Here is a 25,672-nt window from a genome sequence, read left to right on the forward strand (position 1 = left end):
TTATTTAACCGTCTGTGTTGATTGTGGATAAGAATATTTACTCATCTCGACCATTACATTCTATTACAAATGAGAAATGAACCCAGTAAATTGCAAAAAAATAAATATACCCTTCATTTTTTAATTGGCATCGCCGTATTAAAAGTATTATTATTGCAATTATTGAATTGTCACTGCTATTATTAATTTATAGTTTTAGGCCTACAGGAAATAAAAAATGTCTGATGCAATGAAAGCGCTACTTAACCTTCGCAGCCTTCGCGCTCTTTCTCGTGAATATTCTCTTGAACAACTACAGGAAGCGCTAGAAAAACTTCAAACTGTTGTTACTGAGCGTGAAGAGTCTGAAGCTGAAGAAGTCGCTAAAGAAAAAGAACGTACAGAAAAACTAGCTCAGTACCGTGAAATGCTTCTTGCTGACGGTATTGACCCAGAAGAGCTTCTAGCAACTCTTAATAAAGCACCAAAAGCGAAACGCGCACAGCGTCCAGCTAAATACCGCTTCATCGATGAAAACGGTGATGAGAAGACTTGGACTGGCCAAGGCCGTACACCAAGCGCTCTGAAAAAAGCACTTGATGATGGTAAGTCTCTAGAAGAATTTGAAATCTAATAAATCAAATTACCTACGAACATCTATAAAAACCCGACTTTTGTCGGGTTTTTTATTACCTGTGAAAAATCACCATAAAACAATGTAAGCGCATGATTTATATGTTAAAAATGCAAACTCAAGCATGTGATAACAACACGATTAGTTTGAAAGCCATAGGATAGCTAATAATTAACCGTTGGTTTTAAACCATCATCACAGGTTATAGGATGAATCTTCACTTGCCTCAAAGCATAAAAAGCCAGACCTTTTGGTCTGGCTTATTTGTCATATTATGACATTACCTGATTTGATCGGCTAAATGACTTACCGCCAAAGCGAAATAGTGTGACCGGTTCCACTTAAGTAAAGATTGGTAATTACCGTAGATTAAGTAGGCTCGACCATGTTTATCATCCGGTTGAATAAGCCACGCTTCAATATCAACACTCGGTAGTGCCTGACCATTAAAGCGACGAACGCCTAATCGTTGCCAATCCGTTAAGCTTTTGGCTTTGCTCTTTTCAACCCCCATCAGCGAAGCATCGATAGAAGCGGGTAATGAAACTTGTCGGCCCCAGGTATATTGATCATCCCAGCCCGCTTTTTTTAAATAATTCGCGGCAGAGGCAAAAACATCAGCCTCTGTCTGCCAGATATCAATCTTTCCGTCATTATTGCCATCAACTGCATAAGACAAAAATGACGTCGGCATAAACTGAGGTTGCCCCATCGCGCCCGCCCAAGAGCCTTTCATCTCTTCAGGGCTAATATGGCCCGCATCCAATATTTCCAGCGCCGCCATTACCTGCCCGCGGAAAAAAGCTTCACGGCGGCCTTCATAAGCCATGGTCGATAAAGCCTCAACCACATTATAATTCCCCATCAGACGACCGAAATTACTTTCGACCCCCCATAAGGCAACTATAAAGCGAGGCTGTACACCATATTGCTGACCAATTTTATCCAGCGCTGATTTATGCTGGCGATAAAGCTCATTCGCCTGTTTTACTTTCCAAGCCGGCACCGCACGAGGAATATACTCATCCAGCGTCAATTTACGCTCTGGCTGATTTTTATCCGCTTTTACTGCGCGTTCGACAAATGTTATGCCATCAAAAGCAGAGTTGATAATCGACTCCGAAATTCCTTTTTCCTGGGCTTCTACTTTTAGTCCTTCGACATAGTTATCAAACCCCTCATCAGCATAAACTGCCGACGATAATCCTAACCCTAAGGCCACAAAGGCCGATATCAATCGCTTATGCATAGTTTATCCTTTGTTACTGGCGGCTTTATCCGCTTTGTATTGCTCCAGTAAGTTTGGCACGGGTGGCGGTACTTGCAGATAATATCCGTTGCCCTTGAGTTCCGTTTTCACTTTTTCGATATCTGCCTGTGCCAACTTATGGCGTTCATCTAACTTAATTACCATGACAAATTGTGGCGTACCAAATGTTTTCAACAAAGCATCAGGTACTGGTGAGAAATCATCTTTGTTGTTGATATAAAGATAGGTATTGTCTTTTTTAGGGCTTTTGTAAATAGAACACAACATATTGTCGGTAACCTGTACGTTAATTTCGCTCTTTGTCAGACAACGATTCACGCGAATCATTCCCCTATCGAGGGTGGATCGCCTACTTGATGAGACGGTTGTCTGAATTTCCAACGCAAAAGCAAGGATAGCTTGCTGATATACTGTTTGGAATATAACATGCAAGTTACCCAAGAGATAACGTTCCCGAACGACTAATTTAGCGACAGTCATCAGCACACATGACAAAATCTGCAGAACTCAAGGGAGGCTCATTCACCCTCTCTGCCCTCCATTTAGTGGACGGCGACATACAGCAAGCAGTCAACTTTCTTAAAGAGAAGGTTGAGCAGGCTCCCCATTTCTTTTCAGCAGCCCCCATCGTCATTGATGTCAGCCAAGCCGGAAATAAATTGGACTTCGCGTTACTAAAAAGCCAGGTAAAGGCGGCCGGAATGATCCCTGTCGGGATCAGTGGTTGCAAACAAGCTGACCTGCAAGAGCGGGCGAAACAAGCCGGATTTGCCATTATGAATGCGGCCAAGCAGGCCAAAGCGGCCGAGCCTGTGATGACACCCACAAAAATCATTAAGAATCCAGTTCGGTCAGGTCAACAAATTTATGCTAAAAATAGTGATCTGATAGTACTGGGACATGTCAGCCCTGGAGCAGAGATAATTGCTGATGGTTGTATCCATATTTATGGAACCTTACGAGGCCGTGCTATCGCCGGGGCCAACGGTCAAAAAGAGGCAAAGATATTCTGCCATGACTGCCAACCAGAGCTCATTTCCATTGCTGGAAATTACTGGTTAAGCGACAAAATACAAGAAGAGTTCTGGGGAGAGAATGTCGTTATCTCGCTGGCTGAAAATAATTTGAACATAGAGCAGATGGCTCTATAGCGTTTAATAAGGAATTTTAAGATGGCACGAATTATCGTTGTTACCTCAGGTAAAGGTGGCGTTGGTAAAACTACCTCGAGTGCAGCTATTGCATCGGGCCTTGCACTTGCTGGCAAGAAAACGGCGGTGATCGATTTCGATATCGGCTTACGTAATCTTGACCTCATCATGGGCTGCGAACGCCGTGTAGTATATGACTTCGTCAACGTCATTAATGGTGAAGCGAACCTAAACCAAGCCCTTATCAAAGACAAGCGTGTCGACAATCTGTATGTCCTACCCGCTTCTCAAACCCGTGACAAAGACGCGCTGAGCCGTGAAGGCGTCGAGCGTGTATTCAACGATATGGCTGAAATGGGTTTTGATTTCATTATCTGTGATTCGCCAGCAGGCATCGAGACCGGAGCGCTGATGGCGCTGTACTTTGCGGATGAAGCCATCGTCACCACCAACCCTGAAGTCTCGTCTGTGCGTGACTCAGACCGTATACTTGGTATCCTCGACTCTAAGTCTCGCCGTGCCGAGCAAGCCGAAGACCCAGTGAAGACTCACTTGCTGCTAACGCGCTATAACCCAGCCCGTGTAACATTAGGTGAAATGCTGAGTGTGGGCGATGTCGAAGAAATTCTTCATATCCCTCTACTCGGTGTGATCCCTGAAAGCCAAGCAGTGCTGAACGCCTCAAACAAAGGTGAGCCAGTAATTTTTGACAAAGAATCGGATGCGGGTATCGCCTACGAAGATACTGTTGCTCGATTGCTTGGTGAAGAGCGTCCCTTCCGCTTCCTTGAGGAAGAGAAGAAAGGCTTCCTAAAACGTCTGTTCGGAGGGTAAGACACTATGGCATTGTTAGAATTCTTCCGCCCCAAGAAAACAACGACTGCCAGTCTAGCCAAAGAGCGGCTGCAAATTATCGTTGCTGAACGCCGCTCTGCCAATCAGAGTGCGCCTAGCTATTTACCGCAGTTGAAGCAGGATATCCTGGACGTCATCCGTAAGTATGTTGAGATTAGCCCAGAGCAAGTCTCTGTGAACCTCGATCAGAAAGAAGAAGATCTTTCCGTACTCGAGCTCAACGTCACCCTGCCAGACGAAGAAAAGTAATTCCAATCAGGACTTATTCCGATTAAAAAGCCCGCACATTGTGCAGGGCTTTTTCGTCTTTATCACACTTTTTTGTTATGACTTAATCTTTTTTCAGCAGAGGCAAGACTTTCTCTTCAAATAGCGATTTACGCCATGTCTTTAGCATGTCTGGCATATTGTCAGCCGGCGAGTCTTTTTTCCAAGCCCAGGAGATCAACTGATTAATCTGCTTTTTTGATGCCAGAAATTCAGACATCAGCCCCGTTTCCGTCTCCACCTCCGTCACCACATCTTTGATATGCTTAACTTTCTGCTTGTAACCCGGTAAATCCACCAGCCTACTGAGCTTTTCAGGGTACTGTTCTTGAGGCATGTCATCGACATCGTGAACCATTTTCAGCAAACGGTTAGCATGCCGTTGAATCTCCATGCTCTCGAAGCCTTCTTTGGCCATTACCGCTTTGGACTTAATACCGAAACGGGCCAGCTTCCAAAGATGCAGTTCTTTGACAACAAAATTGAGGGCTAAGTCGCGCTTACGCGCTTCCAATAAACGCCACTTCGCCGCTTTTTGCAATATAGCCAATTGCTTAGGGTTTAGCTGCCAAGCGTTTTTGATATCAAGGTAGGCTTTATCCGGGTCTATGGTCTTGACCCGCTTAAGCATCAAACCGGCACACTCCTGCGCCAGCGCCTCTTGCCAGCCTTTATCGACCACTTGCGGCATCAGTTTCTGATAAAGCGGCAGTAAATAGTACACGTCGGCAGCTGCATAATCGAGCTGACGCTCAGTCAGTGGACGAGCAAGCCAGTTGGTACGCGCTTCGCCTTTATCAAGCTCAACACCAAGAAAGTCCTTAACCAAAGTGCCGAAGCCGGCTGACACACCGTAGCCAAGGAATGAGGCCATCACCTGGGTATCAATCATCGGCACTGGTAAGCAGCCGGCGTAATATTGGAAGACTTCCAAATCTTCACCACAGGCATGGAGTACCTTGATCACTGATTGGTCACGCAGCAGGTCCCACAACGGCTCTAAGTCATCAATCGCCAACGGGTCAATCAATGCCAAAGACTCACCGTCAAACATCTGGATCAAACCAAGCTTCGGATACAGTGTGCGGGTTCTAACAAACTCGGTATCCAACATTACCGCTGTCTGGCGGCGCGCCTGAAGACAGATAGTTTCCAGTCGTTCACGGCTGGTAATTATTTCAAAATTCACAGTATTCTCACCAATAAAATGCCGGCTTGAGGCCGGCATTCTTTGTATTAATTCACGATGCGCTTACGCACTCTGGCTTTGCTGAGCAGACTCTTCACGCAATGCTCGGCGGAGGATCTTACCGACATTGGTCTTTGGAAGCTCATCTCGGAACTCAACAATTTTCGGCACTTTGTAACCGGTCAGGTGTTCACGACAATGCTCAAGCAGCTCTTCGCGGGTTAGGCTAGCGTCGCGCTTAACTACGCAGATCTTGACCAACTCACCAGACACCTCATGAGGTTCACCGACCGCTGCCACTTCCAACACTTTGCTGTTGAGGGCAACGACATCTTCAATTTCATTCGGATAGACGTTAAAGCCTGACACCAAAATCATGTCTTTCTTACGGTCAACAATGTGCAAGAAGCCTTCATCATCAAAACGGACAATATCGCCCGTTGATAGCCAACCGTCTTCGGTCAGTACTTCTTTGCTCGCTTCTGGGCGCTGCCAGTAACCTTGCATCACCTGAGGACCACGGACTTGAAGCTCACCGGTCTGGTCATTACCCAGTACCTGCCCCTCGTCATCAACCATACGGACCTCTGTAGAAGGTACAGGCAAACCGATAGAACCATTATAGTCGGTCAAATCATACGGGTAAGCGGCCACCAACGGTGAACATTCAGTCAGGCCGTAGCCTTCCAGCAAGTAGTTGCCCGTAATTTGCTTCCACTTCTCAGCTACAGCACGCTGTACCGCCATGCCGCCACCTACCGAAAGGCGAAGCTGGCTAAAGTCAATTTCATGGAAATCTTCATTGTTGACCAACGCGTTGAACAAGGTATTAACACCGGTGATGGCCGTGAACGGATAGCGCTGCAGCTCTTTAACAAACGTCGGGATATCACGCGGGTTGGTGATCAGCAGGTTACGTCCACCCATTTCAATAAACAACAAGCAGTTCACGGTCAGGGCAAAAACATGGTAAAGCGGCAACGCTGTTACAATCAGTTCGCGACCTTCGGTCAGAACCGGACCATAAGCTCCCTTAGCCTGCATCACGTTAGCCAGCATATTACGGTGACTTAGGATCGCACCTTTGGCTACGCCCGTTGTTCCACCGGTATACTGCAAGAAAGCAGTATCTTCGCCAGACATAAACGGCTTAACATATTGCATGCGGCGGCCTTTTCGCAGGGCCATACGCATAGAAGTCGCGTGCGGAAGGTGGTATTTAGGCACCATCTTCTTGATGTATTTCACGACAAAGTTAACTAATGTCCCTTTCGGGCGTGACAGCTGGTCACCCAAGCTAGTCAGTACCACATGCTCAACGCTGGTGTTTTTAACAATGCTTTCTAGAGTGTGGGCGAAATTAGAAACAATGACGATAGCCTTAGCACCGGAGTCGTTCAACTGGTGCTCAAGCTCTCGCGGAGTATAAAGTGGGTTAACATTCACCACCACACAACCGGCACGTAAAATACCAAACAAGGCAATAGGATACTGAAGTAAATTAGGCATCATCACCGCCACGCGGTCACCTTTTTTCACCTTCAGTTCATTTTGCAGGTAGGCGGCAAAAGCACGGCTACGCTCTTCCAGTTTACGGAAGGTCATGACCTGTCCCATATTGATGAATGCCGTCTGATCAGCGTACTTCTGTACTGACTGCTCAAACATTTCAACCAATGACGGATACTGATCCGGGTTAATTTCAGCCGGTACATCTTCCGGATAGCGGTTAAGCCAAACCTTATCCACTTTGCACTCTCCTTATTGATTTTGGCATGGTGCCTATACTGTGCTAACGGGTAATTAAAACATGTGGTTACGTCGCATTACAGCACATTTAACATACAAGTAACACTGGCCTACTTGGCCAATGCATTAAAATTTGAGCTAAACAACAATATCCCATCTGTCACCCTTTCAGGGCTGTCAAGGTGGCAGTGGTGACCACCAGCAATCTCTACTTGCTCAAGTTGTTGCCATTCTTGGGCTTGAGACTGAGTCATTTTCAGCTGCCGATAACCGGTTTGTCCGATGAGCGATAACACCGGGCATTTCACCGATGCCACCAAGGCACTGATCTGTTCTGGTGTCATTCGGTATAACGACTCACACCTCAGGCGGTTGTCATGGCGCCAATACCAACGCCCATCACGCTGGAAAACACCGCGCTCTACCACTGGCTTGATCTGGTCAGGCCGTAGGCCGTTGACCGCACAACGGAGATCCAGCGCCTGCTGAAAAGACGCCATGGAACGGTTCTGCCGCTGATGCGCCCTTGCACGGTAACGCTGCCGGCTTTCAATACCCTGGCGTAGTCGTTCCGGAGCGTTTTCCGCCGCCTGTGATAACGGAGACAAGCCTTCAATCAGCACCAAAGAGGCGATCTTATCAGCAAACGCCGCAGCATAAGACATTGCAATTAAAGCCCCCATAGAGTGACCAACAAGCACCACCTGCGGCTGATCTATTAAAGCGACCAGTTGAGCCAAATCATCGACATAATCGTAAAAGTGATAGAAATTATCTGCCGCTCTCGGTGCCGACAGCCCGTGTCCGGGCCAATCTATGGCAATGATATGGAAATGCTCGGCCAGTTTGCCAAATAAAGGGGCAAAACTTGCTGCATTATCCTGCCAACCATGCAGCATCACCATGACTGGCTTTTGCGTTAAAACAGCGCTTAACTGGGCTTTGTTCTCTATCGGTAATGGGGCAGAAAACGAGGCTAGTCCTGACAGCCGCTGTTCGGCCAACTGAAACTCTATTTGATACATAGTAATCTACTTGGTCACCCGCTCTCTGACTTCAGCCCTTGAGAAACCATTGTTAATAAGGCTGGGTGAACAATGTAAACCAACACAGTTCCTGAAGCGGTCAAAATCATCGATCCAGACTTCCTGCTTCACTTGCCACAATTGGGTGCCGGTAGCGGCTACCACCGGGAAACGGTAGTTATACTCGCCAACCTTGCCTTCTTCTTCGCCATCAACGCGCCCCGCGACAGAAACCAATCGCCCAGGGTGATATTCAATCGGCTCGAGGAAACCATCAACATACGCGACAAAGCGCTGTTGGGCACTTCTACCTAACTTGGGTTTACCGTCACTGCCAATTGGCATAGCAACGATTTCCAACCGGGTTTTCTGCTCACCGTTATCTATTGCTGCAATCACTCCGCCGAGGCGGATCGCCTGACCAAAATCTTGGCCTGCAGGATCCTTCAGCACCGTGACATCTGTGATTGGGTCATCACTATCGGTCATGAGGGCCTCTGGCACCGCGGCGCAGCCTATCATAGTCGCAGCAAGCAACCCAACGATTAGCTTCCTAAACATCGGTAACTCCATTGTAAATGATGAATATCCAAGCAATTCCCTGACTTTCAGGTAACTAATCACACGGCTTATTCCAAACAGACATGGTATTAAACATAGACATCGACCCCGACCAGCATTGAGAGTTCATCTCGCTTTTGCTGGTGCATTACCCCCATATAGCTCTGCAACGCCTGGCGGTTTTTACCTTCAGGTTGATCATACTGAATATGAGAGTGGGCTGCGCTTAGCAACTCAGGATCACGTACTGATTGAGCAACGGCTTTGGCAACAGGGGTAGGTTCACCGGCTCCCTGAACAGAGGCGCGGATAACTTTCGTCTTTGAAGGCGTTTGGGGTATTGTGACAGGAAGGCGCTGAATAGAAACCATAGGAAACGTCCAGTATCCAATTGATTGCCGAGTATGCTACAACCATAGTATGCATACACGGCAATGAGGCAAGCGTATTACTCGCGACCCGGCAACTTTTTCCAGGTGACTGTATCACGAAGGTACACCGGGCTAGCTTCCTCGGCTATCACGGCCTCGCCACGAGCCAATGCATATTTGGCTAAATGCACCATATCTGCGGCATCCGGGTAAAGTACTGAACCAGATACGGCTTCAACAGGCAATTGTGCCAGTTGGTCAGCATAGCTTTCCCAACCTGTACCGGCCGTTAACCACTGGCCTTCACTTACTGGCAGTTGCGTGATCAGCATCTCAGGCTTAATCACTAACTCACTGCCTAGCACAGCCCAATCGCCATCTGCCTGACGGCGGTACTGGCCCCAGTAGATTTCACTCATACGGGCATCAATGGCTGCCATAACCTGCTCGGCCTGATGCTGGCGATATGTGCCCTGTGCCATCGCGGCCAAGGTCGAGATACCTAACATCGGCAGATCTGCACCAAATGCCAACCCCTGAGCAATACCAATGCCGATACGTACCCCGGTAAAGCTACCTGGGCCACGGCCAAAAGCCAGAGCATCAAGTTGGTTTAATTTAAGGCCAGCCTGTGCCAGTACATTATCTACCATAGGGAGCACCTTAGTGGTGTGCTCACGTGGCGCATACTCACAGTGAGAAATCACTTCATCGCCCACCAACAGGGCTACGGAACAGTTTTCGGTTGCAGTATCTACTGCAAGAATTTTGTTGCTCATTCAAGCCTCTGAATGCTGTTCTTCGGTTGTGGCAGGCTCTTGGCGGCCATTAACCGAAGATAAGAATTGCCCGACGCTAACAACATCCCGAGTTCGCGGGATAGACGGCAGGCTGTTAAGAAAGACCGCGCCATAAGGACGCGTTACTAACCGGTTGTCACAGATCACCAGAACACCTTTATCCTGTGTATCACGAATAAGTCGACCGACCCCTTGCTTGAGGGTGATCACCGCATCCGGGATCTGTACTTGCGCAAAAGGATCTCCGCCACGTAAACGGCAGTCCTCTATGCGCGCTTTCAGCAGCGGATCATCCGGTGCTGTAAAGGGTAATTTATCAATGATAACACAGCTTAGGGCCTGCCCTCTAACATCCACGCCTTCCCAGAAGGCACCGGTCGCTATCAATAAGGCATTGCCCCGCTCAAGGTATTCCGCCAGCAACTTCTGCTTGGTCGTTTCGCCCTGCACCAATACGGGAAGATCGAGCTTGGCCCGGAACCCTTCGGCCAACTCTCGAACCATCTGATGTGAGGTACACAAGAAGAAACAGCGCCCTTGGTTCTCTTCAATAACAGGGGCCATCATCTCCACCAGCCTGTCAGCAATACCAAAACTATTAGGCTCAGGCAAAAAGCGGGGCACACACAGTAAGGCCTGTTGCTGGTAATCAAAGGGGCTTTCCAGCGAAAACTGTTGTTTGGGTTTGAGTCCCAGACGCTGGCTGAAATGGCTAAAGTCATCATTCACGGCAAGGGTCGCCGAGGTAAAGATCCATGCCCCACCCTGCTGCTCGATTTGCTCGTTGAACTTATCGGCGACCGACAATGGCGTAATATGCAGATTGAAATGACGCGGGGTACATTCATACCAGTAGGAATAGCCCGTAATACTGGTATCGCAGACCCGCTCTAGCCGCGCCTTGATCAAGGTCGCCCGCTCAAAAGCTGCATCCAACAACTGGCTCCGGCCCAATGCCAGCTTCAGTACTTCATGGGTTAGATCCAGAGCATCAGTCAAACGGGTAATTTCACGTTGAATCGCCTGGCTGGTTATCGCTTCGCGCCAATTGCCACGAAAACCAGGCTCACCAAGCACAATACGCATATCTGCCGCCGCTTGATGCAACCTGTCTGCGGTTTTTTGCAGCTGGCGCATATCTTTGGCTTCGGTGCGGTAGCCTATCTCGACATCTTTCGCCAACTCTTGGATCTGGCGGCTTGATAGGCTTTGGCCAAAGTACTGGCTGGCAATATCTGGCATCTGGTGCGCTTCATCAAAGATGAAAACTTCTGCTTCAGGAATTAACTCGCCAAAGCCGGTTTCCTTGATCGCCTGATCGGCCAGAAACAGGTGATGGTTTACCACCACGACATCGGCGTCCATTGCCCGACGGCGGGCTTTGACCACGAAGCAGTCTTCATAGGATGGACACTCCCGGCCAAGACAGTTTTCATTGGTCGAGGTGATCATCGGGATCACCGGGCTGTCTTCGGCAATATCTTCACAATCGCCCAAATCACCGCTCTTGGTCGACGACGACCAGCTCCGAACCTGAACCAGCTGACTCAGTAATTTCGGATCGGTATGAACGCCGTGACTTTCAGTGATTTGACGGCTCAGCCGATCGAGACATAAATAATTCGACCGCCCTTTGAGCAGAGACACCCGACCGGTAAAACCGAGGGCATCCGCCATCAACGGCAAATCCCGGTGGAACAATTGTTCCTGCAGGTTTTTGGAACCTGTAGAAATTATGGTCTTTTTACCACTGACCAAAGCGGGTACCAAATAAGCAAACGTCTTGCCGGTTCCCGTTCCCGCTTCAACAACAAGCTGGCTCTCGGTCTTAATGGCATCGGCCACGGCTTGCGCCATATCAATTTGCGGTTGGCGGGCCTGGAACCCGGGGATGGCTTTATCTAACGCACCGCCGGAGGCAAAAAACTTGGCTATCATAGGCTTTTGAATATCTAGGCTTTCGACTATCTGCTTTAGGAAAACGGGCTTTAGGCAACACCGTCGGATGACCGGTCATTATGCCAATATTCCCACTTAGCAGCCATGATTTATTCCAGCCGCCGCGTGTAATATCAAACGTCGGTATTCGGCTGCCACTATGTCTGCCTTGGTGGACTCGACAATAGCCAACAACTCTTGCTGCTCTTTTTCAGGGAGCTCATATTTATGAATACACCGGTAAGTAGTACACCATATGTTGCCACTCAGCCGGTGTAATGTTGAGAGGCTACCGGGACACTTTTTCTTGCCAGATCAACCGCTGGGTTACTATTAAGTACATCGTCAATGCCACTTTGTACAAAGTAATAAATCCATTTACTCACTATTTATGTTTTGACCCTGAAAACGATCCGATGTAAATAAAAGAAAGGATTTATATATTTTAGTGCAAGGAAGAACATGGAAAAGAAAACCCTGCTGACCGATTGCCCGGATGCAATGGGCCTGATCAGCAAAATCACCAACATCTGTTACAAGCACCAGCTCAATATTGTTCACAATAATGAGTTTGTCGATCATTCCCATAGCCAGTTTTTTATGCGCACCGAACTGGAAGGCTACTTCAATGACGAAACCTTCCTTTTCGATCTGGACCGTGCACTGCCTGAAGGGAGTCAACGACGTCTGATCGGCTCAGAGCGTAAACGCATTGTGATCATGGTGACCAAAGAAGCTCACTGCTTGGGTGATATTCTGGTCAAAACCTTTGATGGCACACTCGATATCGAAATTGCCGCTATTGTCGGCAACTACGATCATTTGGCTGAGCTCGCCCGCAACTTTGGCATTCCTTACCATCATATCAGCCATGAAGGGATCAGCCGGGACGAGCATGAGGCCCTATTGCTTGAAACAGTGCAGCAGTACACGCCGGATTATGTGGTGCTGGCCAAATACATGCGTATCCTCACGCCGAATTTTGTTGCCCAGTTTCCCCATAAAATCATCAATATCCACCATAGCTTCCTGCCAGCCTTTATCGGTGCCAAACCGTACCAGCAAGCTTTTGAGCGCGGGGTGAAAATTATCGGAGCCACTGCCCACTTTGTGACTAACGACCTTGATGAGGGCCCGATCATTACCCAGAACGTGATTCCGGTTGACCATAACTTCAGTGCCAAAGACATGGCACGAGCAGGCAAAGATGTTGAAAAGTCGGTGCTGAGTAAAGCCCTAGGCTTAGTGATTGATGATCGGGTTTTTGTTCACGGGAACCGAACCGTGATCTTATGATTCACCCATACCCTTTTAACTCTATCGTTGCCAGCTAACGGTACGTAGCGTGGAACAAGGTCAAAACTTACCCGGGCCTTAAATGGTCCGGGCAAAAATAACCGCATGCTTTTTTGAAGTTTTACTCTACCTCACTCTCAATTACGGCTTTTAGTGAATGCGGGTGCAGCTTGATACAAACCCCACCCTGCTTGAAAGCATATGTTGGGTTGGAAAGGCGCTCTTTCTCACCTGACGGGCTGCTCGCTTTGACCTTAATACCCTTGCCAGCTAATTTATCCCACTGACTCGCTAACTCAGGAAACGTTTGATCCAAAGAGACCTTCAACGCATCGGTATCGCCAGCCTTTGATGGGATCACAAATTCGACATGCTCCCACCCCTCTTGTGGATATGCTTTCTCCCCCGGATACGGTAATTCCAGCGCTTCGATCTGCCAAGGACCGCAGCTAAGCGGGGTATCAAAACCAATCACCACAATCGGCCGGCCGTTGATTTCATTGGTCGACCACTCCTTGCCATAAGCCGACCACGCCTTGTGCAACTGCTCTGCAACCTCCCAATCGTTGACCCGCAAAGCAATATGGTCCGCTTGGTAACCGGCAAGCGATAGGCCCAACTCTTCGGCAAGGCGTTCAATTTTCGCCATGAAAGTGGGTAACTGGGCCAACATTTGCTCTGGTAACAGACCTTTTTGTTCTAGCTTGTGCATGTCTTTTCTCCGATTATTCACGATGAGCGATTGAACGCATAATTATCCATAGTTTTCGGCTTGACAACAGCCCTATTCGCATCGGCAAAGCCCTTGTGCTTGCTAGACTCCTGCATATTTTTCACCCCGCTATGGATATTAAAAAAAAATCGCAATCTATTGTCTTTACGGCTTGCCAAACCACCTAAATTTGTGGGTATTATTAGGGCAATGCAACCAGCGTATTCAAGATGTCTCCCCTCTTCCACTTCTGAGGCGGCCCCGTCAAAAATACTCACGTAAATAAATTATCACTTGGTGCTATCTTTATAGGCCAATGATCGTGATTATTTTTGACGGTTATATCCCTTGAATACGGTGCCGTTTTTGCCTCGCCAATTTGCATTACTTATTGGCGTTACAAACGATTTAAAGGATAAGCGTGTGAACATTCAAGCACTCATTAATGATAAAGTATCTCAGGCGCTAGAAGCCGCAGGCGCACCTGCCGGCAGCCCTGCTGCAGTTCGCCAGTCTGCGAAAGCGCAATTTGGTGATTACCAAGCCAACGGTGTAATGGGCGTAGCCAAAAAACTGGGTACTAACCCTCGCGAGTTCGCACAAAAAGTTATCGAACAGCTAGACCTTGACGGTATCGCTGAAAAAGTTGAAATCGCCGGCCCTGGCTTTATCAACATCTTCCTGAGCAAAACATGGCTTGCCGAGCAAGCGGAAAATGCCCTGAAAGATGAACGCCTAGGCGTATCAACTGAAGAACAGCAAACTATTGTTGTTGATTACTCTGCGCCAAACGTTGCTAAAGAAATGCACGTAGGTCACCTACGTTCAACCATCATCGGTGATGCAGTGGTACGTACCCTTGAGCACCTAGGTCACAAAGTGATCCGTGCTAACCATATCGGTGACTGGGGTACGCAGTTCGGCATGCTTATCGCTAACCTTGAGCGTGTACAGAAAGAGTCTGGTGAAGTCTCTATGGAGCTTTCTGATCTAGAAGCTTTCTACCGCGAATCAAAAAAGCTGTACGACGAAGATGCCGAGTTTGCAGCACGCGCACGTAACTACGTAGTTAAACTACAAGGTGGTGACGAGTACTGCGCTGATATGTGGAAGAAGCTGGTTGATGTCACCATGATCCAGAACCAGCGCAACTACGACCGCCTAAACGTATCGCTAAGCCGTGATGACGTGATGGGTGAATCAATGTACAACGACATGCTGCCTGGCATCGTTGCTGACCTAAAAGAAAAAGGTCTAGCGGTTGAAGATGACGGCGCACAAGTTGTGTTCCTCGAAGAGTACAAGAACAAAGACGGCGAGCCTATGGGTGTGATCATCCAGAAGCGCGACGGCGGTTTCCTTTACACCACCACTGATATCGCTTGTGCCAAATACCGTTACGAGCAGCTTGGTGCAAACCGTGTGCTTTACTTCATCGACTCCCGTCAGCACCAACACCTAATGCAGGCTTGGACTATTGTCCGTAAAGCTGAATACGTTCCAGAAGCGGTAAGCCTTGAGCACCATGCTTTCGGTATGATGCTAGGTAAAGACGGTCGTCCATTCAAAACCCGTGCTGGTGGTACCGTTCGCCTAGCCGACCTTCTTGACGAAGCAGAAGTACGTGCTGCAAAACTGATCGAAGAGAAAAACCCAGATCTAGACGCTGAAGAGAAAGCCAACATTGCCAACACGGTTGCAATGGCTGCAGTTAAGTATGCGGATCTGTCTAAGCACCGTACGACTGACTACATCTTCGACTGGGACAACATGCTAGCCTTCGAAGGTAACACTGCACCATACATGCAGTACGCATACACCCGTGTCGCTTCTATCTTCAAACGTGCAGATGTTGAGCTTGCTGATCTGACTCACCCTGTCGTGATTAACGACGAGAAAGAACAAGCATTGCTTTCTACCCTACTTCAGTTCGAAGAAGCGGTACAAAATGTTGCTCGTGAAGGTCAGCCACACTTGATGTGTACTTACCTATTCGAGCTTGCTGGTAAGTTCTCAAGCTTCTACGAAGCCTGTCCAATCCTGAACGCTGAAGAAGACGTCAAGCAGAGCCGCCTAAAACTGGCACTATTGACAGCTAAAACAATCAAGCAAGGCTTGGATCTTCTGGGTATCGAAACTCTTGAGCGCATGTAATAAAACGCTGACATAATTCGATAAACACCTAATAATTCATAGCCTTCTAAGGTATCCTTAGAAGGCTTTTTTATTCTTTATACCCAAGTTGCGTCAGAAGACCCGTAATAATGGATGTTAGGTATGAGTAACGACAGCTTTGCGAAATCAACGGAGATCTTGAAACAAGCCGTTCCCCTGATGATTAAGCATAAGGTCCCCACCACCCCAACCAATTATGCTCTGTGGTACACCTATAGCTCTCAGCAAAACCCCCCGCTCAATATGGCTCTCGATAGTGGTATCGAGGCAATCGGCCATTGTACGCCGACGTTGTGCGAAACCCTCTATCAAGACCATCTTGCCAGCCAAACCGATAGCGACGTCAAACAACTCAAGCTTAGCCTCACAGCTATGATGCAGGAGCTCTCGCACAGCATGGCTGATACCCTGTCGGATACCAACAGTTTCCACAATGCCTTAGAGTCAACTTTCGGCCGGCTGGAGCAGGTTGGAAAAGAAGGGGTATCCCTTGAAGAAACCGTTGGCTTAGTTCGCGAACTGCTTCGCGAGTCACAGCAGATGCGTCAGTCAACAGGGCTATTCAAAGGCCAACTCGACTCTGCCCAGCAAGAGATCCGAACTTTGCGGGCTGCGCTTAATAAAAGTCAACAACAGGCCAATGAAGATGCATTAACCAAACTCTACAATCGCCGTGCCTTTGATCAGGATATTCAGAGCTATCTCGACAACCAGATCCCGATCAGCCTGATTTTGCTAGACATTGACCACTTCAAATTCTTCAATGATGAGTTCGGCCATCTTATGGGCGATCAAGTATTGAAGATGGTAGCCAAAAGGTTAGCGGAGTGCTGCCGTGATTATGCCAAAGCCTACCGTTTCGGAGGGGAGGAATTTGCTATTTTGCTGCCACATAAATCACTGCCTTCAGCCCGCCAGCAAGCGGAAACCATGCGTAGGGCCATTGAGAAGATATCGGTACTCGACAAGAGGTCCGGACAACGGATCAATTCAGTGACCGCCTCTTTTGGGCTCAGTAGCTCCCAGGAAGGGGAACACAGTATGGCACTTATCGAACGCGCCGATCACTTCCTCAACCAAGCCAAACAGCTAGGTCGAAACCGTGTACTGCCGATTTCCTAGCCTAACACCGTCCAATAAAATCCAACGAAACATGCTATAACGATAAGCCAGCTGATTGGCTGACCGCCTCGAACCCTTGGCTACTGACCAAACCGCTGGCCACCTTTATGCAGCCACCCCAGCTCTTCCTGGGTCGATAAGCGACCAAAAGCAGCATTTCGGTGCGGGAAGCGACCAAAGCGCTTAATCACATCATGATGGCTGACTGCATATTGATAGAACCCTTCGAAAATATCAGCATGTGCAGGGCTGACAGCGTGCATCAAACGGTCGAAACGAAATACCGCTTCCTCCTGATCCTCAATCGCTTCTGAATGTTCAAGAGGCAAGTAGAAAAACACCCGCTCTATCGGTGTAAGTGCCAAATCTTGATTCTTTGCCAAGCCCCGCTTGCACAGGGCCAGAGCCAGTGAGTCATAGCGAAATGCAGCACTTAAGCCGCGGTAAATATTACGACTGAATTGATCGAGCAGAATAATTAACGCGAGAGTTCCTCTTGGTTCCTCGGTCCAGGCGCTTAGTTCACCTAGCCCAGCCTGGCTCACTTGATGCTGGAAACGTTCTGCGATAAGTTGATCCGTTTCTTCCCCACCACGGAACCATAGTTTATTCCGATCCGTGACCGTTACTTCTTCACCTATCTCGCCGAACCAAAAGTCCAGCACATCTTGATATTGAGCACCCATGTCTCACTCCTATCTAGAATTTCGTCACGATACCGCTGATTCTTCAACGCGGATAAACCTGAACCCACTTTCTGATCACAACCTATTTCACTTACGCGCAATTAAATTACCGACTACCATGGCAGAAAGCATTGCTACTGCATTATATTCACACTATCTTACTGTCATCAGTGCAGCTCCTGATACCTATATACCCAAGTTACCTCAAGGTGCAGGATTCAGAGGGTTACTTGGGTATATCCTACCCCAAAGCACATTTTGGGCTGTTGGCAAATATCTCAGCATGTGAGCTGCACAATACAATTAAGGAATCGCCCCATGCAATTTTCACTTCATCCGAGACTGGCCGCAGATACTACTGTTGTTGGTAACCTTCCTCTGTGTCAGGTTTTGCTTTCCAAAGAAGCGCTAGGCCCTTGGTTAATATTGGTTCCCCGTAAAGCAGACCTGTGCGAAATCCACCACCTGCCTGAAACCGAACAGCTTCAATTAATGAAAGAGTCCTGCGCGGTAGCGACGGTGCTAGAAAAAGATTATCAGGCCGACAAAATCAACATCGGAGCCTTGGGTAACCTTGTCCCGCAACTGCATGTCCACCATATTGCCCGCTTCAAGAATGATGTTGCTTGGCCGGGCCCTATCTGGGGCAATACCGATGGCACCCAGCGCGACGAAACTCTGCAACAAGCTCTTACCGAAGAATTAAGGGCCGAGCTGAGCCACATCGACGGTTTCTGCGTCGAGGAATTATAAGGTAAAAAAAAGGCAACCCGCAGGTTGCCTTTTTCTTTTCAGTAACTTGTTAGCCACGCATAACGGTGACTGAAAGCTCATCACTCTTGAGCGGACGATACCAGATCTCTTGCGCGCCCTGGCAGCACCCATCACTGTCGCAGCCGATCAGCTCCTTGCCCAACTTGCCTTTGCGGATCCATACCTCCAGCATGGCCTCGACGCCGTCTTCGGACATCCCGAACCGCATCGCCAATGCCTTGCGGCTGGCGCGACCGTGTTGCTCAATATATTGTTTCAGCTGCTGCAGGATCATAGGGTGACTAGCTCCTCAGTTTGCACTTGCTGTCCCTTACGCTTGAAGGTAATAAACAGGCCTGCATTGATAGCCGTGAACAAACCAATCCACATCATGCTCGTTGCCGGGTGATCGGCAAAGTGAGCGATCTGGTAGTAATAAGTCGCAAAGGTATACGCCAGTAACATGGTATATGACGCAATGAACAGCGAGTACTTCTGGCCAAATTCACGCACATAGGCACCCATCGCTGCTGCACAAGGCGTGTAGAGCAAAATGAAGATCAGGTATGCCATTGCCGCTGCCGAGCTCACAAAGTGCGCCTGGATGTTACCAAAGATTGATGCATCGACTTCCTGCTCTTCTGCAACCGCCGCTGTATCTTCTAATTCACCGACATCGATACCTAGCGGGTCAGAATAACTTAGCCCAGACAGGTTATCACCAATACTCGCTACCGCTTCTTGCAGGCTTCCCACCAAGTCGTACTCGGCTTCTTCCTCACCTTCAGCTGGCGCATATAGGTTATTTAAGGTACCAACTACCGCTTCTTTGGCAAAGATCCCTGTCAGAATCCCCACGGTTGCAGGCCAGTTATCTTCCTTCACACCAATTGGTGCCAATACCGGTGTAATTACCTGAGCTGTTTTTGCCAGTACCGAGTTTGGCGTATCTTCGTTACCGAACGAGCCATCAGTACCCAATGAGTTGAAGAAGCTCAAAATAGCCACAACCACGACGATGGTCTTACCGGCACCCAACACAAATTTCTTCAGCTTCTGCCAAGTTTTGATACCCACATTACGCAGTGTCGGCATCTCGTAGTCTGGCATTTCCATGATAAAGCTATCGCTGCTACCCGGGTAAATCGTATGGCGTAGAACCAAACCGGTCAGAACCGCTGCCGCAATACCCAGTAAGTACAATCCAAACACCACGTTCTGACCGTTTTCAGGGAAAAAAGCAGCGGCAAATAGCGCGTAAACCGGAAGTCGTGCACCACAAGACATGAATGGCGCCATCGCGGCTGCCAGTTTCCGCTCACGCTCTTGTTCTAGAGTGCGGGTCGCCATGATTGCCGGTACGTTACAGCCAAAGCCCAGTACCAATGGTACGAAAGCTTTACCCGGCAAGCCGACTTTCTGCATTACCTTATCAAGAACGAAAGCTGCACGTGCCATATAGCCAGAGCTCTCAAGCATTGCCAAGAACAGGTACAAACAAGCAATGACTGGAATAAATGTTGCTACTGTCTGGATACCGCCACCGATACCATCAGCAATCACAGTGGCAAGCCATACTGGCAGATGATCATCAAGCAGGTAATGACCGCCGTCCACCAGAATCGCACCAGCACTGATATCGAAAAAGTCGATAAAGGCGCTACCGATGTTAATCGAGAACATGAACATCAGGTACATCACCACAAAGAAGAAGGGGATACCGAATGCACGGTTGAGCAATACGCTGTCAATTTTGTCACTCAGGCTACGGCTCAGCTTGCCTTCCTGACGGCGGACTTTACTGCAAAGTTGATGCAAGTAGCTATAGCGGACATCGGCAACTTGTATATCCGGATCAACGTCAACCATCAAGTTATTGCGAACATTGCATACCTGATTTTTCTGCTCTTCAGAAAGTCCGTTTATCACTAAGGTGTCATTTTCCAGCGCCCTGATTGCTTGCGCGCGACTGTTTAGCTGATCAGCGGTAAAAAATGTTTCTGTCTCAGTAATAGCTTGTTCAAATTGGGGACCGTAATCCAGTGTTAGTTCGTTAACCGCAATACCCTGAGCCAGCATTTTGTGCAGATGGGTTTTAAATTCAGTCACTTGCTTGAGGTTATTTGCCGACAGGCTCAATACCGGGCAACCCAACGCTTTTTCGAGCCCTTTGATGTCCAATTTCTGGCGCTGGCGTTCAAGCACATCCATCTTGTTCAGCACGACAACCATTGGTCGGCCCAACTCACGCAGCTGAAGGGTCATGTACAGGCTACGCTCAAGGCAAGAAGCATCAACCACGTTGATGATGACATCCGCCGGCATGGTCAAGATAGCGCGGGAAGCAATCGCTTCATCCAAGCTATTGACGTCGTTGGCGCTATCAAGATTGTAAATACCCGGAAGATCAGTTAACGCAAAGCTATCGCCAGCACACTCGTAACGGCCTGTTTTCTTTTCTACGGTTACCCCAGCCCAGTTACCAACCTGCTGCTTGGCCCCTGTCAGGCCGTTGAACAAGGTTGTTTTACCGCTGTTAGGGTTACCTACTGTCAGAATACTGTACTGCATCAGTTCACCTCCACATCAATGCTTTCTGCTAGTTGTTTACGCAATGCGATGTCTACACCACGCACTCGCACCTGCAGAGGGTCCCCTAAAGGCGCAACACGAATAACACTCACAGGTGTATTCGGCAGCATCCCCATTACCATGAGCTTTTTACGGGTAGCGACTGGTAAGCCAGCTAAACTGGTAACCCTTCCCTCGGCCCCGCATGACATTTCTGACAGTTTCATTCTAAATCGCTACCCTAAATAAGAATAATTAGCATTAGTGCTTACAATGTTACAGATTGAAACACATTGATTGTTGTTTTAAATCAAAAAAAAGCCCTCATTTTTGCATTCATTGTTTGCAAAATTGACAGGAGGCACATTTTAAAACCTAACTGTTCGGCTTTTGATTATTTTGCTGAAAGCATCAACACAAATATGCTTTTAGGGTAATGCTGTATTGTAACGGTGAGGAGTGGGTTGTTCGCGTTCATATGTAGCGGTCTACATATCCCCAAGCGACATTACGTCGCTTGGGGAAAATAAGCATTATAAGGAAGAATACATTGGGCACGAGAGATGACCCACCAGCCATATCATGCGCTACTCTTCATCAGAGAAGCCGCCGCAGGCAAAATCGGAAGGTGATTGGCCACAGTAAGCCTTGAACCTAGCAGTAAAGTAGGAAGCGTCCTTAAACCCGCATGCAAGAACAACATCTGATACCTTGTCTCCTTGCCTAAGCATTACCGCCGCTTGTTCAAAACGAAACTGAGTAACGTAGTCTTTGAAAGGTGCACCGAACTCCTGTTTGAAACGACGCTGGAAAGTCCGTTCCGACATCAGAAGCGTCTTGGCTGCAGCTGAGGTGCCAAAATCTGGGTAGTGAAAATGACCCGAAACCAAAGACTGGACATTATCCTGCCATTGACTACCTTGATCTTCCTCTACGGATGATCCCTTCCATAGACCTGCTTGCTGTTGCCTGAGTAAATGGTCAATTTCAGCAAACATTGGTTGCGCTTGTAATGGCTTCGTCAATACTCTATCGGCCCAACTGAGTGAGTGAAGATCATTTTCATGACTTTTTGTCGCGCTGCTGACAACGACCATCAAAGGTCCATTATTACCAAAAAAATCATTCTTTAAACCCTTTAGCAACTCTTCATCACTCGGCTCAAGCACTGACAAATCAACGAGTAAAACATCCGGATAGGGGCCATCAAGTAACATTAGATCTTCATAATCTCCCCGAGTATGAGTAACATGAAAGTGCTCAGATAACCATTTGCTCCACTCACTATCCACATCTGTCTCTTCACCGATGGCCATAACCCAAAAACGTGATTCTGGTGACGCCTTCTGGGCTTTTTGTATTGAACTCCCTGAGGGACTGGCGATTAATGGCAATCGAATAATAAATTCACTCCCTACGCCTTGATAGCTAATTACCGAAATCGTCCCATGATATGTCTCGACCAGTTGCTTAACAGAGCTCAGCCCCAACCCAAAGCCCCCTTCGGAGCTATATTGAGGTTCTTCCTGATAATAGCTATCAAACAAACGCGCTTTGGTCTGCTCTGACATTCCACGTCCGGTATCACTGACCGAAATAACCAGTTGTTGTTCCTGCTCCTTCACATTGACAGTGATCCCCCCTTTGCTATCAGTGTATTTCATTGCATTGGATAATAAATTGCCCATCATGATCTCAAGGTGATAAGGGGCAAGATCAATGCAGGTCTCAGCTGAGATATGCTCTTCAAGACAAAGGGCTATCTGCTTTTTCTCGGCTTCGATTTGCCAGCTCATACAACAAGCTTGAATAATCGGGCTGACCAACTGTTCACACGTTTTGTCAGGTTCGACCAACGCAAAAACATCGCGGGCCAACAATTGTTCAGTAACGTACAAGGCGTGGGCTATATTCCTTTCGGTAATATCAATCTTGCTCGGGGTCTGACAATACGGTCGGAGATCTGACAGCAAACCGAGCGAAAGCTGTAATGGGGATCTCAACTCATGGGAAAGGTGCGCCATGATATGCTGCCTAACATCCAATATCCGCTGCAAATGCACATTACTCGCATTGAGTTGTTTCTTCTGCAATTCAATTTTGGCCGTTTTATGAAAAACGGCCTGCTTGAGTTGCTGCGCTTGATCCCGAAAAACTCTACTCCGCCAGTAGAAGAGCAGCAACACCAGTAACAAGACCGATAAGACCACAAAGCCTATCAACGCTTGATAAACCCGCCAGGCAGATTGAACGGTGAATACATAGCTCAGCTCGCCCCCTTCGTCAGCAGATGGCTTAACCCGACGAACTTCCAATGTGTAACGTCCGGCAGACAAGGCCCCAACGGATAACAGTGGCTGCGTTGCAATTTGCCACTCTCCAGCCTGTTCGTTTTCATCAACCAAACGATATTGATACAAGAGTGAGCGTGACGGCATGGTCTCGAGCTTAAAGGCAATTGTCGATCCATAAGGCAACCGTCTCAGCTGGCCCCAGGAATCTCCCAACGGCCAAATATCATCATCAACCCATACCGCGCTAAGTGACAATTCAGGCTCAACGGTATATTCGTCAAACAATACCTCATCAGGAATACTCAACAGCCCTTGCCGATATCCGAGTACCAATGCATTCATGTCATCCTGCACACAGGCACGGGAGCCCACATCATCAGGCAGTAACCCGCTATCGAAGCCAAAGTGCTGTTTTAAATCTGCATAATAGCTGACAAACGAAAGTCCATTACTTGAGGTAATCCACACTCCATTACTGCCACCAGCTAGGCAATATGGCCGAACAAGGTCAGACGAAAGATGGACTTCTTGCAGTTTGATAGGCTTCAGGCCTTGGGATACCAGCAGTGTATAATTCGTCGCCACCCACAACTGCCCCATGCGATCTTCATAAATATCAACGATCCCCCCATGCTCAGCAGTACCCGGTACAAAATGGAGCATACCAGCATCAAACTTGTACATACCATAGGTTGTACCTACCCAGACCTGATATTCACTGTCTTCCACGATACTAGTGATCTGCTCGCCGCCCACCGGATCCCTCAACCAATGGCTGCCAAAAGGCATCCACTCTCTGAACTCCGACCAATATCGGTACAGCCCGTTTTCAGCCCCTATCCAAACCGAACCAAAATGATCCACTACGATTCGATTTATTGTCTGACCTTGCATCTCTTGCGGCATGCTAATGCGCTGTATACGGGACTGTCCAATCTCATAAAACACCAACTCATCATCAGACAATATCCAAAGTCGACCCTCAGACAAAATCATCTGCTTGATTGCTCCTAAGTCTGAGATATGCTGGACAACATCGAACATTGGAGAAAGTTCAAATAAACCATTATCGGTCGCCAACCAATAATGACCATTGCTGGCATAGGCAACATCGGTAATCAAACCAGCATCTATCTTCCCTTTACCCAACCGTATCCGGTTTAGCCGATGAGAACCCGCTGGTAACTGGCTCACCCCCTTTGAGGTAGAAACCCATAGGTTCCCTTGAAGATCTTGATGGAGATCCAACACACGACGACCAGGAAGTGCATAATTATCGTAGTCAGAGGGCATAAAATGTTGTTTTTGAGCGGTGTCCAGCCCCATCAAAAAGAGCCCCATAGTGCTGCCAACCCACATGCCCTCCGGGGTTGCTTGCAGGCTAAGTACAGCCCTTTCTGTCTCTTGACCATCGAGATACTGCAACGCGCCGTCCTTGCCTTTGATTACCCCTCCCCGCGTACCAAACCATAGTTCTCCGAGTAAATCTTGCTCCACAGCCGTAACATGGTGATCATCAAGTATTTTCGTGGGTGGTAACTCCGGTGACTGGTATTCATAGACCCCTTTCTGAGCAGCAACATACAGATGATGGTCGGCCACATATAACCCCGATAGCTTTATCGGGTGGGGAAAAGGCAAGAATTTTACATTCGGCTCGGCCTCCGAAAGGCGGTACAACCCACGGCGATTGGCAAACCAAGCATCATTGCCCAGTTGAACCACCGACTCAATCGGGATCTGGCTAATATTGTGCCTTTCCAGTTGGGCAAGTTGCGGGGAGTAGGAGTAGGCATGGCTGTCTTTGACCAACCACAGTGTTTTGTTCACCACAGCCATGTCGGTCACACCGGTGATCGGCTTGCCTTCTCTGTCAAGCGCGAGCTTGAGGTTCGAGCCATCATAAAACTGTAGTTGACCACGGATATCGACCAGCCACAGCCCCTTATTAGAATCATTGATGATTTTACGAACGGACAGTGTACTTGACCCGTTTAGTTCCGACATTGAGCGGAAGAGGTAACTCGAGGCAATAGCTGACGCCGAATTAGCCAGTCCCATGACCAAGATAAAGGCCACAAGTAATAATCGTCTGTCCATAACAGCGTAAAATAAATTCCAACCTCACGAAAAACCCGTTTATTATGCAGTATTGACCGTTTTAATATAAGCTGACATTTATAAAATGAGGCAAGATGCATAAAAAAAAACGCACCTGAGTGCGTTTTTTATCATTCTCATGCTAATTAGCGCAGGCAACCCGCTGCACCGTGC

The 25,672-nt window shown here is 48.1% G+C and carries 23 protein-coding genes; 8 read left to right on the top strand and 15 right to left on the bottom strand.

Going from position 1 to position 25,672, the window contains the following annotated elements; all coding sequences use genetic code 11:
* Positions 1 to 217 precede the first annotated feature (217 nt).
* Positions 218 to 613, top strand: a complete 396-nt coding sequence (locus tag ACVA58_RS02515; protein ID WP_446508869.1) for an H-NS family histone-like protein — start codon at positions 218 to 220, stop codon at positions 611 to 613.
* Positions 614 to 893: 280 nt separating this feature from the next.
* On the opposite strand, the gene ACVA58_RS02520 is transcribed toward ACVA58_RS02515, so the two are convergent.
* On the bottom strand, positions 894 to 1,862 hold the full coding sequence (locus tag ACVA58_RS02520; protein ID WP_446508870.1) for a lytic murein transglycosylase: 969 nt from the start codon (positions 1,860 to 1,862) through the stop codon (positions 894 to 896).
* Between the two features lie 3 nt (positions 1,863 to 1,865).
* Positions 1,866 to 2,150: a YcgL domain-containing protein gene (locus tag ACVA58_RS02525; RefSeq protein WP_446508996.1), complete on the bottom strand. Its 285-nt coding sequence runs from the start codon at positions 2,148 to 2,150 to the stop codon at positions 1,866 to 1,868.
* A gap of 221 nt (positions 2,151 to 2,371) precedes the next feature.
* Here ACVA58_RS02525 and minC point away from each other — a divergent pair, with 221 nt between their 5' ends.
* From minC to minE, 3 genes are read left to right on the top strand one after another with little or no spacing between them, the layout of a single operon-like run.
* Positions 2,372 to 3,034 carry a septum site-determining protein MinC gene (gene minC / locus ACVA58_RS02530; RefSeq protein ID WP_446508871.1) on the top strand — a complete coding sequence of 221 codons (663 nt, stop codon included), beginning with the start codon at positions 2,372 to 2,374 and terminating at the stop codon, positions 3,032 to 3,034.
* 21 nt (positions 3,035 to 3,055) lie between these two features.
* Positions 3,056 to 3,868, top strand: a complete 813-nt coding sequence (gene minD / locus ACVA58_RS02535) for a septum site-determining protein MinD (RefSeq protein WP_446508872.1) — start codon at positions 3,056 to 3,058, stop codon at positions 3,866 to 3,868.
* 6 nt (positions 3,869 to 3,874) lie between these two features.
* Positions 3,875 to 4,138, top strand: a complete 264-nt coding sequence (gene minE / locus ACVA58_RS02540) for a cell division topological specificity factor MinE (RefSeq protein ID WP_446508873.1) — start codon at positions 3,875 to 3,877, stop codon at positions 4,136 to 4,138.
* A gap of 82 nt (positions 4,139 to 4,220) precedes the next feature.
* On the opposite strand, the gene rnd is transcribed toward minE, so the two are convergent.
* The 7 genes from rnd to ACVA58_RS02575 all read right to left on the bottom strand — a co-directional run bounded on the left by rnd (position 4,221) and on the right by ACVA58_RS02575 (position 11,789).
* A complete protein-coding gene (rnd, locus tag ACVA58_RS02545; protein WP_446508874.1) occupies positions 4,221 to 5,345 on the bottom strand; it encodes a ribonuclease D in 1,125 nt (374 codons plus the stop codon).
* 63 nt (positions 5,346 to 5,408) lie between these two features.
* Positions 5,409 to 7,094, bottom strand: coding sequence for a long-chain-fatty-acid--CoA ligase FadD (gene fadD / locus ACVA58_RS02550; RefSeq protein ID WP_446508875.1), 1,686 nt, complete (start codon positions 7,092 to 7,094; stop codon positions 5,409 to 5,411).
* A 110-nt stretch (positions 7,095 to 7,204) separates the two neighbouring features.
* On the bottom strand, positions 7,205 to 8,119 hold the full coding sequence (locus ACVA58_RS02555) for an alpha/beta fold hydrolase (RefSeq protein ID WP_446508876.1): 915 nt from the start codon (positions 8,117 to 8,119) through the stop codon (positions 7,205 to 7,207).
* Between the two features lie 6 nt (positions 8,120 to 8,125).
* The gene (locus ACVA58_RS02560) at positions 8,126 to 8,680 is read right to left on the bottom strand and encodes a Slp family lipoprotein (RefSeq protein ID WP_446508877.1); all 555 of its coding nucleotides are present in this window, start codon (positions 8,678 to 8,680) and stop codon (positions 8,126 to 8,128) included.
* A gap of 89 nt (positions 8,681 to 8,769) precedes the next feature.
* On the bottom strand, positions 8,770 to 9,051 hold the full coding sequence (locus ACVA58_RS02565) for a hypothetical protein (protein ID WP_446508878.1): 282 nt from the start codon (positions 9,049 to 9,051) through the stop codon (positions 8,770 to 8,772).
* A gap of 77 nt (positions 9,052 to 9,128) precedes the next feature.
* Positions 9,129 to 9,830 carry a tRNA (adenosine(37)-N6)-threonylcarbamoyltransferase complex dimerization subunit type 1 TsaB gene (gene tsaB / locus ACVA58_RS02570; protein ID WP_446508879.1) on the bottom strand — a complete coding sequence of 234 codons (702 nt, stop codon included), beginning with the start codon at positions 9,828 to 9,830 and terminating at the stop codon, positions 9,129 to 9,131.
* Entirely contained in the window at positions 9,831 to 11,789 is a 1,959-nt protein-coding gene (locus ACVA58_RS02575; RefSeq protein WP_446508880.1) for an ATP-dependent DNA helicase, read from the bottom strand. It abuts the gene before it with no gap.
* Positions 11,790 to 12,251: 462 nt separating this feature from the next.
* Here ACVA58_RS02575 and purU point away from each other — a divergent pair, with 462 nt between their 5' ends.
* On the top strand, positions 12,252 to 13,085 hold the full coding sequence (purU, locus tag ACVA58_RS02580) for a formyltetrahydrofolate deformylase (protein WP_107350225.1): 834 nt from the start codon (positions 12,252 to 12,254) through the stop codon (positions 13,083 to 13,085).
* 121 nt (positions 13,086 to 13,206) lie between these two features.
* On the opposite strand, the gene ACVA58_RS02585 is transcribed toward purU, so the two are convergent.
* Positions 13,207 to 13,797: a VOC family protein gene (locus tag ACVA58_RS02585; protein ID WP_446508881.1), complete on the bottom strand. Its 591-nt coding sequence runs from the start codon at positions 13,795 to 13,797 to the stop codon at positions 13,207 to 13,209.
* Between the two features lie 423 nt (positions 13,798 to 14,220).
* On the opposite strand from ACVA58_RS02585, the gene argS reads away from it, so the two are divergent.
* Positions 14,221 to 15,951 (top strand): arginine--tRNA ligase, encoded by a 1,731-nt coding sequence (argS, locus tag ACVA58_RS02590; protein WP_446508882.1) that lies wholly within the window; start codon positions 14,221 to 14,223, stop codon positions 15,949 to 15,951.
* A 123-nt stretch (positions 15,952 to 16,074) separates the two neighbouring features.
* Positions 16,075 to 17,094, top strand: coding sequence for a GGDEF domain-containing protein (locus ACVA58_RS02595; protein ID WP_446508883.1), 1,020 nt, complete (start codon positions 16,075 to 16,077; stop codon positions 17,092 to 17,094).
* An 80-nt stretch (positions 17,095 to 17,174) separates the two neighbouring features.
* Here the strand turns inward: ACVA58_RS02595 and ACVA58_RS02600 are convergent, their stop codons facing one another.
* Entirely contained in the window at positions 17,175 to 17,780 is a 606-nt protein-coding gene (locus ACVA58_RS02600; protein WP_446508884.1) for a DUF924 family protein, read from the bottom strand.
* Between the two features lie 318 nt (positions 17,781 to 18,098).
* Here ACVA58_RS02600 and ACVA58_RS02605 point away from each other — a divergent pair, with 318 nt between their 5' ends.
* Positions 18,099 to 18,533 (top strand): HIT domain-containing protein, encoded by a 435-nt coding sequence (locus ACVA58_RS02605; RefSeq protein WP_446508885.1) that lies wholly within the window; start codon positions 18,099 to 18,101, stop codon positions 18,531 to 18,533.
* Between the two features lie 49 nt (positions 18,534 to 18,582).
* Here ACVA58_RS02605 and ACVA58_RS02610 read toward each other — a convergent pair whose 3' ends face one another.
* From ACVA58_RS02610 to ACVA58_RS02625, 4 genes are all read right to left on the bottom strand, one after another.
* A complete protein-coding gene (locus ACVA58_RS02610) occupies positions 18,583 to 18,828 on the bottom strand; it encodes a FeoC-like transcriptional regulator (RefSeq protein ID WP_428653301.1) in 246 nt (81 codons plus the stop codon).
* Positions 18,825 to 21,104: a Fe(2+) transporter permease subunit FeoB gene (gene feoB, locus ACVA58_RS02615; protein ID WP_446508886.1), complete on the bottom strand. Its 2,280-nt coding sequence runs from the start codon at positions 21,102 to 21,104 to the stop codon at positions 18,825 to 18,827. The genes ACVA58_RS02610 and feoB overlap by 4 nt, the downstream gene beginning before the upstream one ends.
* Positions 21,104 to 21,331, bottom strand: a complete 228-nt coding sequence (locus ACVA58_RS02620; protein ID WP_107350234.1) for a FeoA family protein — start codon at positions 21,329 to 21,331, stop codon at positions 21,104 to 21,106. The genes feoB and ACVA58_RS02620 overlap by 1 nt, the downstream gene beginning before the upstream one ends.
* Before the next feature lie 360 nt (positions 21,332 to 21,691).
* Positions 21,692 to 25,498: an ATP-binding protein gene (locus tag ACVA58_RS02625; protein WP_446508887.1), complete on the bottom strand. Its 3,807-nt coding sequence runs from the start codon at positions 25,496 to 25,498 to the stop codon at positions 21,692 to 21,694.
* Positions 25,499 to 25,672: the final 174 nt, after the last annotated feature.

Source organism: Photobacterium sp. DNB22_13_2, from assembly GCF_052873915.1.